The 14,098-nt window shown below is 64.5% G+C and carries 11 protein-coding genes and 1 pseudogene; 4 read left to right on the forward strand and 8 right to left on the reverse strand.

Annotation, left to right across the window (positions count from 1 at the left end; all coding sequences use genetic code 11):
- The 6 genes from DM450_RS23755 to DM450_RS23780 form a co-directional block, all read right to left on the reverse strand.
- Positions 1–3,246 carry an efflux RND transporter permease subunit gene (locus tag DM450_RS23755; RefSeq protein ID WP_004212878.1) on the reverse strand — a complete coding sequence of 1,082 codons (3,246 nt, stop codon included), beginning with the start codon at positions 3,244–3,246 and terminating at the stop codon, positions 1–3.
- Positions 3,247–3,249: 3 nt separating this feature from the next.
- Positions 3,250–4,428, reverse strand: a complete 1,179-nt coding sequence (locus DM450_RS23760; protein ID WP_004212877.1) for an efflux RND transporter periplasmic adaptor subunit — start codon at positions 4,426–4,428, stop codon at positions 3,250–3,252.
- Positions 4,428–5,705, reverse strand: a complete 1,278-nt coding sequence (locus DM450_RS23765; protein ID WP_013039111.1) for a TolC family protein — start codon at positions 5,703–5,705, stop codon at positions 4,428–4,430. The genes DM450_RS23760 and DM450_RS23765 overlap by 1 nt, the downstream gene beginning before the upstream one ends.
- A 60-nt stretch (positions 5,706–5,765) precedes the next feature.
- A complete protein-coding gene (locus tag DM450_RS23770; protein ID WP_007406840.1) occupies positions 5,766–6,062 on the reverse strand; it encodes a hypothetical protein in 297 nt (98 codons plus the stop codon).
- Between the two features lie 73 nt (positions 6,063–6,135).
- The gene (locus DM450_RS23775; protein ID WP_004212871.1) at positions 6,136–8,103 is read right to left on the reverse strand and encodes a cytochrome c/FTR1 family iron permease; all 1,968 of its coding nucleotides are present in this window, start codon (positions 8,101–8,103) and stop codon (positions 6,136–6,138) included.
- Positions 8,103–8,729 (reverse strand): cation transporter, encoded by a 627-nt coding sequence (locus tag DM450_RS23780; protein ID WP_004212870.1) that lies wholly within the window; start codon positions 8,727–8,729, stop codon positions 8,103–8,105. Before DM450_RS23780 ends, DM450_RS23775 begins: the two co-directional genes overlap by 1 nt.
- Positions 8,730–8,804: 75 nt before the next feature.
- Here DM450_RS23780 and DM450_RS23785 point away from each other — a divergent pair, with 75 nt between their 5' ends.
- Positions 8,805–9,224 carry a MerR family transcriptional regulator gene (locus DM450_RS23785; protein ID WP_007406847.1) on the forward strand — a complete coding sequence of 140 codons (420 nt, stop codon included), beginning with the start codon at positions 8,805–8,807 and terminating at the stop codon, positions 9,222–9,224.
- Here DM450_RS23785 and DM450_RS23790 read toward each other — a convergent pair.
- Positions 9,218–10,420, reverse strand: coding sequence for an aspartyl protease family protein (locus DM450_RS23790; RefSeq protein WP_013039112.1), 1,203 nt, complete (start codon positions 10,418–10,420; stop codon positions 9,218–9,220). The two genes, DM450_RS23785 and DM450_RS23790, sit on opposite strands and share 7 nt — an antisense overlap.
- Positions 10,421–10,709: 289 nt before the next feature.
- Entirely contained in the window at positions 10,710–11,282 is a 573-nt protein-coding gene (locus DM450_RS23795) for a recombinase family protein (RefSeq protein ID WP_009824027.1), read from the reverse strand.
- 191 nt (positions 11,283–11,473) lie between these two features.
- Between DM450_RS23795 and DM450_RS23800 the strand changes: the two genes are divergently transcribed.
- From DM450_RS23800 to DM450_RS23810, 3 genes and pseudogenes are all read left to right on the forward strand, one after another.
- Positions 11,474–11,890 carry a helix-turn-helix domain-containing protein gene (locus tag DM450_RS23800; protein WP_011607959.1) on the forward strand — a complete coding sequence of 139 codons (417 nt, stop codon included), beginning with the start codon at positions 11,474–11,476 and terminating at the stop codon, positions 11,888–11,890.
- Positions 11,891–11,950: 60 nt separating this feature from the next.
- A protein-coding gene (locus DM450_RS23805; RefSeq protein ID WP_142639808.1) for an IS3 family transposase occupies positions 11,951–13,128 on the forward strand; the annotation gives its coding sequence in 2 pieces (ribosomal slippage) (positions 11,951–12,215 and positions 12,215–13,128; 1,179 coding nt in all).
- 38 nt (positions 13,129–13,166) lie between these two features.
- Positions 13,167–14,047: pseudogene (locus DM450_RS23810) on the forward strand (HEPN domain-containing protein).
- The last annotated feature ends 51 nt before the right edge of the window (positions 14,048–14,098 follow it).

Raw genomic sequence — 14,098 nt, forward strand, 5'->3', positions numbered from 1 at the left:
TCAGGCCAAGTTGTTCACGAAGGTCTGACCGTGGTCGTCCCCTTCATGCTCCTCATTGTAGTGCTCGGGTTTCTCGATCACTTTCTGCCCGAACCGGGCATAGAGTGTCGGCAGCACGAACAGCGTAAGAAGCGTCGCCGAGATCAGACCGCCGATGACGACCGTCGCCAAAGGCTTTTGAACCTCTGCGCCGGCGCCTTCGCCCAGCGCCATCGGCACGAAGCCGAGGCTGGCGACTAGCGCGGTCATGATGACGGGTCGCAGACGCTGCATCGCGCCAACATGCGCGGCTTCCTCGCGGCTCATCCCTGATCGGATCAGATCTTGGATCGAGCTGACCATGACGAGGCCGTTGAGGACCGCGATGCCCGAGAGGGCGATGAAGCCCACTGCCGCCGAGATCGAGAAGTCCATGCCCCGCAGGAACAGCAACAGGACGCCGCCCACCAGCGCGAAAGGCACGCCGGTGAACACGATCGCGGCGTCGCGGACCGATCCCAACGCCCCGTAGAGGAGCAGCAGGATCAAAATGAAGCAAGCCGGAATGACCAGCTTCAGCCGTTCGCTTGCCGATTGGAGGTTCTCGAACTGGCCGCCCCATTCGAGATAGGTGCCGGCAGGCAGCCGGAGTTGGCTGCCGATCGCCGCCTGCGCATCCGCCACGACGGATCCGACGTCGCGGCCACGCACGTTGGCTTGCACCACCACGCGCCGCTTGCCGTTCTCGCGGCTGATCTGGTTCGGACCATCGACCACCTTGATCTCGGCGACGCTGGACAGCGGTACATAGCCGCCGCCTGCCACCGGCACCTGCACCTGTTGGAGCAGGCCGATGTCGGCACGCTGCGCCTCCGACAGGCGGATCACCACGGGGAAGCGACGGTCGCCCTCGAAGATCTGGCCCGATGTTCGCCCGCCGATCGTCGCAGTCACGGTGTCCTGCACATCCTGAGCCGTAACGCCCAACCGCGCCATCGCGTCGCGGTTGACGCGAATGTCGAGCATGGGAAGACCGGTCGTCTGCTCCACCTTCACGTCCGCTGCGCCTTGCGTTCTGCGCAGCACCGCCGCGATTTGCTCGGCCGTCCGGTTCATCTGGTTGAAGTCGTCCCCGAACACCTTCACCGCGATGTCGCCGCGCACGCCGGCGATCAGCTCGTTGAAGCGCATCTGGATGGGCTGGGTGATCTCGTAGGCATTTCCCGGAATCTTCGCGAGATTACCCTCGATCCGGCTGACCAGCTCCTCCTTGGGAAGCTCAGGATCCGGCCAATCCTTGCGCGGCTTCAGGATGACGAACATGTCGGTCGCGTTCGGCGGCATCGGGTCGGCCGCCAGCTCGGCGGTGCCCGTCTTGGAATAGACGAATTGCACCTCCGGCTGCTTCGACATCATCCGCTCGATCGGCACCTGCATCGCCTGGCTCTGCTGGACCGACGTTGCCGGAATGCGGAGCGACTGGATCAGCAAATCGCCTTCGTCGAGCTGCGGCAGGAACACCGAGCCGAGCGTAGTGAAAGCAAGCGCCGCCACCACAAGGCTTCCCACACCCGCACCGATCGTCAGCGTCGGGCGCTTCATGGCCCGGTCGAGACCGGGTTCGTAGCGCTTCTTCAGCCACGTGATGATGCGGCCGTCCTTCTCCTCGACCTTCTTCGACAGCCAGATCGCAATCATCGCCGGCACGAAGGTGAGAGAGAGGATGAAGGCGAAGGCGAGCGCGATGATGACGGTCAGCGCCATCGGTCCGAACGTTTTACCCTCCACGCCGGTCAGCGTGAGCAGCGGTACGTAGACGAGGATGATGATTGCCTGCCCGTACACAGAGGGACGGATCATCTCACGCGCAGCGGCTGCCACGGTCGCGAGCCGTTCCTTGACGCTGAGCAATCGGCCTTCATGATGCTGTTGCTCGGCAAGCCGGCGCAGCGCGTTTTCGACAATGATGACGGCGCCGTCGACGATCAGACCGAAGTCCAAAGCCCCAAGGCTCATCAGATTGGCCGAGACCCCAGCGCGCAGCATACCAAAGCCTGTCAGCATCATGGTGATCGGGATGACCAACGCCGCGATCAGGGCCGCACGGAAGTTGCCGAGCAGCAGGAAGAGCACGACGATGACCAGCACCGCGCCTTCGGACAGGTTTTTCGCGACCGTCTTGATCGTCGAATTGACCAGCTCGGTGCGGTTCAGCACCGGCTGAATTACGACGTCAGGAGGCAGCGAAGCGTTGATCGTCTTCAGTTTCTCAGCGACCGCGGTCGACACGATGCGGCTGTTCTCGCCGATCCGCATGATCGCCGTGCCGACGACGACTTCGGTACCGTTCTCCGATGCCGAACCCATGCGGATCGCCTGACCCGTCTTCACAGTCGCAACTTGTTCGACCGTGATCGGCACGCCGTTACGTGTCGCGATCACGGTCCTGGCCAACTCGCTGGCATTACGAACGAGCGCATCCGAGCGAACAGCCAGACCTTCGCCATTGCGATTGACGAAGCCACCGCCGACGCTGGTGTTATTGCGCTCCAGCGCATTTCCCAGGTCCGTCAGCGTGATGCCGAGCGAGGCCAGCTTCTGCACGTCGGGCACGACGAGGAACTGCTTGGCGTAACCGCCAATCGAGTCGACACCGGCGAGGCCCGGTGTGGTCTTCAGAAGCGGCGTCACGATCCAGTCCTGCGCGGTGCGCAGGTAGGTCGCCTTGTCCTCTTCGGTCGTCAGTCGCTCGCCCTCTGGCGTGATGTAGCTGCCATCGGGCTGTTGGCCCGGTTCACCGGGCTTGTGCTTGTCGTCCTCGCGATGATCGAGACGAACGGTGTACATGTACACCTCGCCCAGGCCTGTCGCGATCGGACCCATTTCAGGGTTCACGCCGTCGGGCAGATTCTCTTGCACGCCCCGCAGACGCTCGCCCACCTGCTGGCGGGCGAAATAGATGTCCGTCGCGTCCGAAAAGACCGCCGTGATCTGCGCGAAGCCGTTGCGGCTCAACGAGCGCGTATATTCCAGGCCGGGGGTGCCGGCGAGCGCGGTTTCGATTGGAAACGACACCTGCTTCTCGACCAGCTCGGGCGAGAGGGCAGGCGCGCGGACGTTGATCTGGACCTGATTGTTGGTGATGTCCGGCACCGCGTCGATCGGTAGCCGGTAGAGGGAAAAGGCGCCGATGGCGGCGACGATGACGGTGAGGAGCAGGACTAGCCAGCGCTTCTCGACCGCCCAGGTTACGATACGGGCGATCATGGCTTAATCCTCGTGGCTCGCTTCGCCCTTGCCGATCTCGGCCTTGAGCGTGAAACTTCCGGTGGTGGCGATCTGTTCGTTGCCGGTCAGGCCCGACCGGACGATCACCGTGTCGCCCGACGCATCGCCGAGCTGGACCGGGGTCGCCTTGAAGCCGGTGGGCGTGCGCACGAACACGACCGACTTGCCCTCGAAACTCTGGACCGCCGTCGTCGGCACGCGGACCGCCCCGCTCCCGCCGCTGCCCGTGAGCTGCACGGCTGCCGTCACAGGCTCGCCGACCCGCCATTCGCCACCGCGATTGTCGAGGGTGGCGAGCGCAGGCACGAGCCGCGTCTGCGGATCAAGCGCCGGCGACACGAAGGTCACGCGGGCGGTCGCCTGACGGCCTGCCGCCTTCACCAGCACCGTATTGCCGGGACGCACCCGGCCCGCATCCTCGGGCTTGAGATTAAGCGCGATCGACACCTGGCTCAGGTTGGCGATGCGATAGAGTTCGGCATCCGCCGCGACCGTTTGTCCCAGCGTCACGGGGCGCGCAATGATCTGGCCCGAGATCGGCGCGGCAATGCCGAGCCGGTTGAGCCCGCCGCCGCCGACACCCGCCGCCGAAACCATGCTCTGCGCCTGCGTCAGGGCGATCCGCGCCTCCGTCGCCGCTGTGCGGGCGGCGATCAGATCCTGTTCAGGGGAGACTCTCTGCGCGAACAGCCGCTGTTCGCGCGCGAGGTTCGAATTAGCGAGCTGAAGCCGCGCCCGCGCCGCCTCGACCTCGCCCTTGATCTGCGCCGCCTCGCGGCTTTCGATGACCGCAATGGTCTGGCCGCGTCCGACCGATTGGCCGAGGTTACGGGTGAGCGCGACCACGCGTCCCGCAATTGCGGCCGAGACGACCTGCGTTCCCTGTGGGTCGCCCTCGATGATCGCGGGCAGCTCGATCGTCCCGGCCCCGCCGATGATCGGCCGTCCGACCTGGACGCCCGCTGTGGCGATCTGGTCGGCACCCAATGTGACGACGCCTTCACCGGCATGACCGCCTTCAGCACCGCCCTTTTCCGTGCCCGCTGCCGTCTCATTGGCAGCTGCGCCTTCGGCAGTTGCCTCGTTTCCGCCATCCTTGCCGCCGCAGGCAGCCAAGAGCAGGGCGAGCGACGCCGCGCCCGCGAGATAAAAGCTCTTCATCACTGATTCCCCCCATTGGGCGCACGAGCGGTCAGTCGCTCCACTTGCGCGCGGGCATTCTGGTAATTGGCAAGCGCGTCGATCGCGGCGACCCGCGTTTCGGCGAGCGTGCGTTCAGCATCGAGCAATTCGAGCTGGCCGAACTTGCCCTCGCGATAGCCGATCCGCGCGATGCGGGCGGCCTCCTGTGCAGCCGCCAGCGCCGGCCCCGACGCCGCACGAGCCGTCGTTGCGGCATTGGCCGCCTGCGCCTGCGCGTCCGTGATCGCCTGTTCGATGTCGAGCGCGGTCACGCGGCGCTGCGCATCCGCCTGGGTCCGCTGCGCGGTCGCCTGCGCAATCGCGGCGCGACCATTGTTGAACACCGGGATCGGGATCGACACGCTGAACACCGCCGCCATGTCGTTGGTCGCTTCCAGGCGGCGGATCGACGGCCCGACGTTCAGGTCAGGCACGCGATTGGCGCGCGCGAGCCGCACGCCGGCTTCGGCAATGGAGAAATCCGCGTTGGCTGCCGCCAGCGCGAGTGTGCCGGTCGTGTTGACCGGTGCCAACGGCCCATAGACGTTCACATCGGGAAGGCGATCGAGCAGCGTGTCATCGAGCAGGCCGTCGATCGGCCGTCCGATCCGACGCGCCAGATTGGCGCGGGCCGCCTCGGCCAAGCGAAGCTGCCGCTCCACATTGGCGTCGGCATTGATACGCGCGACATCCGCGCGCTGTTGCTCGAGTGGCGATGCCCGCCCTGCCTGCACGCGAACGCTCGCGGCCCGCAGCGCATCGCTGGCGATCCGGGCCTGATCGCGGGCTGTCATTACCCGGCGATCGGCCGCGACCGCTTCGACATAGAGCTGCGTTACCTGAAGCCGGACATCCGCCGCGATGATCGCGGCCTGGATCTCGGCCCGGGACAATTGCGCATTGGCGACCGCGACGCGGGCGCCGCGCTTGCCGCCTAGCTCGATCGGGATCGCAAAGCCGACCGTGGTTTCCGCGCTGCGGACCCCCCGATACGGCCCGGAGCCGATGACATTCTCGACTTGGCCTTGAACCACCGGATTGGGCCGCAAGCCGGCGACTGTGCGACCTGCACGGGCCGCGTCGATTCCAGCTGTCGCCGCTTCCGCAGCAGGGGCCGAACCGCCCGCTGCACTGACCGCTTGGTCAAGCGTGTAGACCGGCGCATCCTGCGCAACAGGCGCGGACGGTCCGACCTGCGCCTGCGCCATCGTGGCGCAAGACGCTGCGGCCAGCATGGCCGCGAGGATACGATTCATGAAAATAGGACTCCTGACGATGATCGACAGGGGCGCGCCAACGCACGCCCAAATCGGACGTCAGGCTTGGGGGGGCCTCAAATGGACCATGCCGGTGCGGCCGTCGAGCGACGCAGAGGCGGAGATTGTCGGCTTGGGCACTGTGAGGACGGGGGTATATTCCATCGTCGTGCGCGCAGGCGCGCCGACGTCGTGTCCGTGACAATAATTGTGATGATGCGGGACATTCTTGTCCGAGTCCGATGGCACCTGATCGATGTCACCGGCGGTATGGACCGTGAACTCAACGCCCGCGATGCTTCCCCCCGCCAGATCGGCGGCATGGGCCATGCCGGAGAAGCTGGTCAGGACCAGCATCAGGCATGTCAGGAAAGGCAAAAAGGCTCGCACTAGCTTGCCTCTATCACGGAAGGGTTTTCATGTCATTGCACTAATTCGAACCAAGGGTCACTGAGCCGGAACCCGAGCGGGATCGGTCGCGCCCGTTCCAGGCGAACCCGACCGCAATGGCGACCGCCATCAGGAGTTGCGCCAGCACCGATTGCCAAGTGGGAAACACGCCGAGCATCGACAGCCGTGGCACGTCCGCGAGCGGTGCGATGTTGATAAGGCCGGCTTCCTGGAGCGCGGCGACGCCTTTACCCGCCAGCACGACGGTCAGGACCGCCATGAGCCAGGAGCTATAGCGGAAGAACTGCGCGATCGGCAGCTTGCGACTGTAGCGAAGCATGGCCCAAGCGATCAGGCTGAGCAGTCCAATCGCCGACCCGGCCCCCGCGAGAAGCATCCCGTTGTCACCTTGCGCCGAAAGCGCGGCATAGAACAGGATCGTCTCGAAGACCTCGCGATAAACTACGACGAACGCCAGCCCGAACAGGAACCAGCCCGACCCGCCCGAGAGCGCCCGCGACATCTTCTCGCGAATATAGCGCTGCCACTGATCGGCCTGCGCCTTGCCGTGCATCCAAATCCCGACCGAGAGCAGCACGACCGCGGCGAACAGCGAGCCAAACCCTTCCGTCAGCTCCCGGCTCGCACCGCTGATCCCGATCGCATAGGTGGCGACCGCCCAGGTGATCCCGCCCGCGATGATCGCGCTGACCCAGCCGCCATGCACGTACCGCAGCGCCTCGCCGCGCTCGGCTTTACGCAGGAACGCGATCATGGCGACAACGATGAGCAGGGCTTCGAGCCCTTCACGCAGCAGGATCGTGAACGCGCCCAGGAACGTGGACGCTTCGGTGGCGGCATCAGGCGCGAGCGCCGCTTCCGCATCGTCGAAAAGGCCGCCCAGTACTGCGACCTTCTCCGCGAGATCATCGGGCGACGCGCCCCGGTCGATCGAGGCGCGGAACTCCCCCATCGCGCCCTCGATTCGACCCATCAGCGTCGCGTCGCGCGCGGTGAGTGTTGGCTCGATCGGCTCGAACCCATCGAGATAGGCCGACAGCGCCAGCTCTTTCGCCATGCGCGCATCGCCGCGCCGCGCAGCCGCCACGCTTTCGGCGAGTTTGGCGCGGGCGACCGCGAGCGAGCCGGGAGCCTGTTGTATCACCTGTTCGGGATGACGACGCAGGAACGCGAGCACTGGGTCAGCCTTGGCGTCGCCGATCGCCGCGCCGAGCGCGGCCGGGGTGAGCGCGACCAGGGTTTTCAGGTCCGGAATGCGCCGGCGAAGGGTCGGGTCGGATTTCCAAAGCCGCTCGCCTTCGCGCGCCTGCGCATCCGTGAAGGCGAAGCTCCCGGCTCGGAATGCTAACGCCCAGCGCTGATCGTTGGGCAGATCGGCGAAGCTCTGCATCGCGGTCCCGTCGATGCCTTGCGTCACCACCTGATAGAGCGCGAACACGCTGCGCTGGCGCGCGCGCTCGGCATCGGTGAAAGCAATCGGGGGCGTAGCGAGCTTGGCGGCGTCAGGGCCACGGCCGTTGCCCGTCATCCCGTGGCAGGACGCGCAGGATTGTCGGAACAGTGCATCGCTGGAGACGAGGTTCGGAGCCTTATCGGGCGCGAGCGGCACCGGGTAGGCGCGCAACAGATCGGCCGCGAGCCCGTGCGCCAATGTTGCCACCTGTTCAGTCGGTCCCTTTTCCGCGATCACCGCCTGGAGGTTGGCAGCCCGCTGGATGAGGGCTTGACGCTCCGGCTTCGCCGGCAGGCCCTGAAGCCGTGTCGAGACCGACGCGGCGAACTCCGTCATCTCGGCATATTCCGACGTGCTCTTGATCCGACCGTTGGCGACCGCGCCGCCATAATCGACGGCCATATAGTCGAGCAGCCGCCATGCGGTTTGCACGTCGCCGGGTTCGGCGATTGCCGCAGCAGGGATCAGCAGCGCCGCGAGCGCGGAGAGCAGCCGCAACGAGAGCATTGCCCGGATCAACGCGAGCAGACGCACTACCGCTCTCCCAATTCGCGCCGAGCGCCAGTGACGATTTCATAAGCGGAGTGGAGGAACAGGAGGGCGATGAGGCCGGCGACGGCGAGGTCCGGCCAGGCGCTTCCTGTCCACGCCACCAGACCGGCCGCGGCGATCACCGCCACGTTGGCGAGCGCGTCGTTGCGGCTGAACAGCCAGATCGCGCGAACATTGGCGTCCCCTTCCCGGAAACGCGCAAGCACCAAGGCGGACACGACATTGATCGCGAGCGCGACAACGCCGATTGTGCCCATCAGTTCGGCATCGGGCGCGGTTGCGTTCAGGGCGCGCCAAATCGCGAAACCGATTACGCCCACGCCAAGCGCACCGAGAAACAACCCCTGCGTCAGCGCGACCTTTGCCCTCGCCCGTGCGGACCAGGCAAGCGCGAGAAGACCGATAAGGCTGATCGACCCGTCCCCGAGAAAATCGAGGGAATCCGCTTTCAGCGCTTGGCTATCGGCGATGAACCCGCCGAACAGCTCGGCGACTCCGAAGCCGAGGTTGAGCACCACGACGGTCAGCAGCGCACGGCGATAGGCCGGATCGGTTTGCGCGCGCGCGGGCTCCCCGTGGCACCCGCAGCTTTCGGTAGAAGCATTCATGCGGCCTTCCTTACCACCTCCAGTCGCTGTAGAAGCAAGCGAAATGTGCGACACGTTCGCATAAGCAAGGATGGCATGATGAAGCCGGTGATGATTGGGCAGCTCGCCAGCGAGACCTCGACGAAGGTGACGACGATCCGCTTTTATGAGTCGATCGGGTTGCTCCGATCCGCCCCTCGCACGGCGTCGGGTCGCAGAACCTACGATGCCAGTGACATTGAGCGTTTGCACTTCATCCGCAACGGTCGCCGGCTTGGCTTCTCCGTCGACGAGATCCGTTCGTTGATGGGGCTGGCGCAGAACCCGGACCAGGATTGTGGTGCCGCCTCAGCTATCGCTGCTCAGCACCTCAAGGATGTGGAGGAGAGACTGGCGCAACTCGCGGTGTTGCGGGATGAGTTGGCAATGCTCAGCCAGAGCTGCACCAAGGCGCGCATGGCCGATTGTCGGATCATGAAGGCGATCGGCAAAGGCCACCCTCAAGCCGATCAATAATAATCGGCCAGCCTGAGCTCGCGCACATCACCCGAGGCCATCGTCAGCTTTACGAGGGTGCCAGCAGGCCGGGAGCGCACTTGCCAGAGCTCCCCACGCGTATAGTTCGCATCGATCGAATGGCCGTTCACCGCCACGATCCGGTCGCCGACCGCCCAGCCAGCCTTTTCCGCGGGACTGTTCGCCGCCACATGAACAACGGTGAGCGCCGTTGGTGAGGCTGCGAGGCCAAGGCCGCTACGGTCCTTCAGCATCGGCAGGCGACGACGAGGACCGAGTGGCCGGAGCCACACGAATCCGGCGGTCACGTCGAACACCACGTCGAATTGAGCGATCAGCGGTAGGCCGACATTGCCAACCGTGCTGGTGGAGAGCCAAGCTCTCATCCCGAGTGTGGGGACGTTCGAGACGCCAAGCCCTTCGATGTTGATGTTCTGGATCGTGAAAGCATCGTTGATACGCACACCATCGACGCCGCCGATCGCCGCGGTCGAGACGAGCTTCCCGTTCAACAGCCCTTGATCGCGGGCATAGGCCGACGAGAGCATCAGCGCGGCCGAGCTGCCAAGATCGATCATCAAGGGCACGGGAGGCAAACCCGAGACGGAAGCTCGAATGAACAGCTCCTGCTTGGCACCGCGCCCGAGCGCGACAGCGCGCCAGTCGGGACCGGCGAGAAACGTGCCTGACTTGACGACCGCCATACGCCTTTTCGCGAAATCGAGCGCGATGCAGCTACCCGTGAACATATCGGCACCGAGGAGGATATCGATCGGTCGTCCGAAGGCCGCCGACACTGAACTCAGATCACCAACGACGGCAAAGGGTAAGCGACGGGTTTCGCGGGCGAGCTGTACGTCGATGTCGCGGACCAGCAGCACCGGGGCCTTGGCGCTCAGCCCGCTAATCATGCGCCGCTCACCATCGTTCAAGCCGAGCTTCGCCGCGAGCGCCGTGCTCATGATCGACGCGCCGCTGCCACTGTCGAGCACCGCCCGCACCGGCACTCCGCGCACTTGTGCCGAAACAAGGAGGGTATCACCCGTGCCGACTTCCAGCGGCTCCCATTCGAGGTGAGCCGCACCGAAGTTCCACGAGCCCGCAGACCGGGAAGTCTGTCGCGCGAGCGTTGGAGAACCGAGCACCAAGCCGGTTCCACAGGCCACCAGCCGCGCCACTAATGAGCGTCGAGACATACCGATTGCTTCAACACGGGCCGTCAAAAAGCCACCTCCAGCCCCCCGTCCGCAGGAGAGCAAATTGCGGTTACATGCTCCAGCCACTGGAGGAGCAAGTGCTTTTGGTGCGCCCGAAAATCCTCAGAAGCGCTTGGAGAACTTTAGATGAAGGATGGTGCAGACCGCTTAGATGCCTTCCCGATAACGAACGGTTCCGGGGGACGCTGGGCCGATCGGGACCGCGAACGGTGTAAACGCTCGCGCTAAGTGGCGGCATTCTGATCGCGCTATTTGTCGGCGAGCGTCGCTACGCGGCTACCGGCTTGGTCTCGGCCGATCGCACATAGGCGTAGAGTTTTGGCTTGGAGATGCCGAGCATCGAGCAAATCTTGGCGATCGGCATCGTGTTCTCGTGGTAGAGCCTGACGGGCAGGTCGCGCTTGTCCTTGCCGAGTGCGGCCGGCCGGCCACCCTTCTTGCCGCGAGCGCGGGCTGCGGTGAGACCGGCCTGGGTCCGCTCGCGGATCAGGTTGCGCTCGAACTCCGCCAATGCCCCGAACAGGTGGAAGGTAAGCTTGCCCGACGTGGTGGTCGTGTCGATCGCCTCGTGCAGGCTCAGCAGCCCGACCTTTTCCTCGTCGAGGTAGGTCATCCATCCGATCAGATCACGGAGCGAGCGGCCGAGCCTGTCGAGGCGCCAGACCACCAGTGTGTCGCCGGCGCGAAGCAGCTCCTTCACCTTTTCCAATCCAGGGCGAGCGGCAGTCGCCCCGGAGGCCTTGTCGGTGATGACCTTCTCGCAGCCGGCAGCCTTCAGCGCATCACGCTGGAGGTCCAGGTTCTGCTCGGCGGTCGATACGCGGGCGTAACCGATTTTCATGCGTAGGGCCGGTGGCGCCCCGATCGGGCGCGGTTTGGGAAGAAAGTCGTCATCGGCAGGTCTATGTTGCCCTAGTTTTCTTTACCGGGTAGATTTACGTCGAACAGGCCGGTTTGGCAACGCGAGCGGACTCGCATGGCGATGGGCAGGCAAATCTCCGTTTTCCTTACCTGCGACACGGACCGTCGGCGGTGACGCATCCGGCGCTTGTCCCGCCGCTGGCGATCGAGCGCTACCGCGTCCTTGAACCGCACCTCGCCGATGGCATCCCGCTCGCGGACCTCGCCCGCACCGGCACGCTGAGCGAGCGGACGTTGCAGCGCTGGCTCGGGCGCTACCGTGCCGAAGGACTTGCCGGTCTCGCGCGTCTGCCGCGCAACGATCGGGGCAGGCTGCACCTGCCGGAACATCTGGTCGAACTGACCCGCACTCTCGCCACCAAGCGCCCGCGACCCCCGGTCGCCGCCATTCACCGAAAGGTGCAGGAACTCGCCATCGCGCATGGACACCGAACCCCCAGCTATGCGGCCGTCGCGCGTGTCGTCAGGGCGATACCGGCAAGCCAGATCGCCGCAGCCTCCGATCCGGCCGTCTACCGCGACCAGTGATCTGCCCCCCGCTGAGTGGCCCAGAGACTATGATAGTCTGGACCACGAAAGGGATGACGAATGCCAAGCAAGAAGCACAAGCCGGAAGAGATTATCGGGAAGCTGCGTGAAGTTGAGATCGTGCTGGCCCAGGGGGCCTCGACGGCGGAGGCGTGTCGCCGGATCGCAGTCAGCGAACAGACTTACTATCGCTGGCGCAAGGAGTATGGCGGCCTAAAGACTGACCAGGCGCGGCGGATGAAGGATCTGGAGAAAGAGAACCAGCGGCTTCGCCGGGCGATCTCGGACCTGACGCTGGACAAGCTGATATTGCAGGAAGCTGCACGGGGAAACTTCTGAGCCCCGCGCGGCGAAGGCGCTGCATCGATCATATACGACGGGATTTGCCAGTCCGGCTATCCGAGCGACGGATATGCCGGGTTCTGGGGCAGCATCGATCGACACAGCGTAAAGTGCCGCGTGGGGCGGATGACGAACAGGCGCTGACGGAGGACATCATCGCCTTGGCAAAGCAATATGGTCGTTACGGCTACCGCCGGGTCACGGCGTTGCTGCGCCATGCGGGGTGGACGGTGAACCATAAACGGGTCGAGCGGATATGGCGGCGCGAAGGGCTCAAGGTGCCGCAGCGCCAGCCCAAACGCGGGCGTCTATGGCTCAACGACGGATCATGCATCCGCCTGCGGCCTGAGTATCCTGGGCATGTGTGGGCCTACGACTTCGTCGAGGGGCGCACGCATGACGGCCGCAAGTTCCGCATCCTGACGATCATCGACGAGGCCAGCAGGGAATGTCTGGCGCTTATCGTTGCGCGACAGCTCAAACATGAGGATGTGCTGGCGGCCTTGGCGGACCTGTTCATCTCGCGCGGCCCGCCTGCACATATACGGTCAGATAATGGCGCCGAATTTATCGCCAATGCCGTCCAGCAATGGCTGCGGCAGATCGGCGTGAAGACGCTCTACATCGCGCCGGGATCGCCATGGGAGAATGGCTATAATGAAAGCTTCAATGGGTCGCTGCGCGACGAACTGCTCAATGGTGAAATCTTCTACAGCCTCGCCGAGGCCAGGGTGCTGATCGAAGCCTGGCGGCGGCATTACAACACCGTCCGCCCGCACAGCAGTCTTGGCTATCGGCCACCGGCACCAGAAACGGCGACACCGCCATATCCGGCCTCCGGTTCCGCTTCGCTCCACCTCCGTCCGGATATGGCGGCGATGAGCTTAATGCACTAACAAACCAATCGGTCCACTCGGTGGGGGCAGATCATCCTATGCGCACGAGCCTCGATCATCTGCCGCCCGCAAAGCAGCGCGAGCTTGAGCGCGTCGTCGAAATCCTGTTCGAGGAGTTCAATGACGTCCTCGCGCTCGCCAGCACCAGTGGAAGAAGAAGGGCCGCATCACCAAGGTCATTCTCTACGGCAGCTACGCACGCGGCGGCTGGGTCGACGAACCGCACACCGCCAAGGGCTACAAGTCCGACTTCGACCTCCTCGTCATCGTCAACGACAAGCGGCTCACCGACTATGTGAAATACTGGGCGAAGGCCGAGGAGCGTTTCCACCGCGAGTACGGCATCACGAAGAGCATCAAAACCCCAGTCAACTTCATCGTGCACACGCTGCAGGAGGTGAACGACGGCCTTGCCCATGGCCGGTATTTCTTCATGGACGTCGCCAAGGACGGCATCGCGCTCTACCAGAGCGACGACAGCGTGCTCCATACGCCAAAGCCCAAGACGCCGAAGGATGCGCTAAAAATGGCGCGGGAATACTTCGATGAGTGGTTTCCTTCGGCGATGAAGCGCTACAATATCGCCAAGTTTGACGTCGGGCAGGGCTACCTAAGAGATGCGGCCTTCGATTTTCATCAGGCAACCGAGCGACTCTACCACTGCGTGCTTCTGGTCTGCACGTTCTATACTCCACACGTTCACAACCTCGGTTTCTTACGGTCACAGGCCAACCTCATCGACCGGCGCCTGATGTATGTCTGGCCCGAGGACAACCGCAAGCAGCGCGTGATGTTCGAGAAGCTCAAGCAGGCCTATGTGAAGGCGCGCTACTCGAAGCATTACCGCATCAGCGAGGAAGAACTCACGTGGCTCGGCGAGCAGGTCGAGGAGCTCGGCCGCGTCGTCCACGCTGTGTGAAGCGAGCGGATCGCCGAGCCTGAAGTGGCCGCCAAGGGCTGATTTAGGCCG

It is taken from the genome of Sphingomonas sp. IC081 (assembly GCF_006874585.1).
In the GTDB taxonomy this organism is placed as follows: domain Bacteria; phylum Pseudomonadota; class Alphaproteobacteria; order Sphingomonadales; family Sphingomonadaceae; genus Novosphingobium.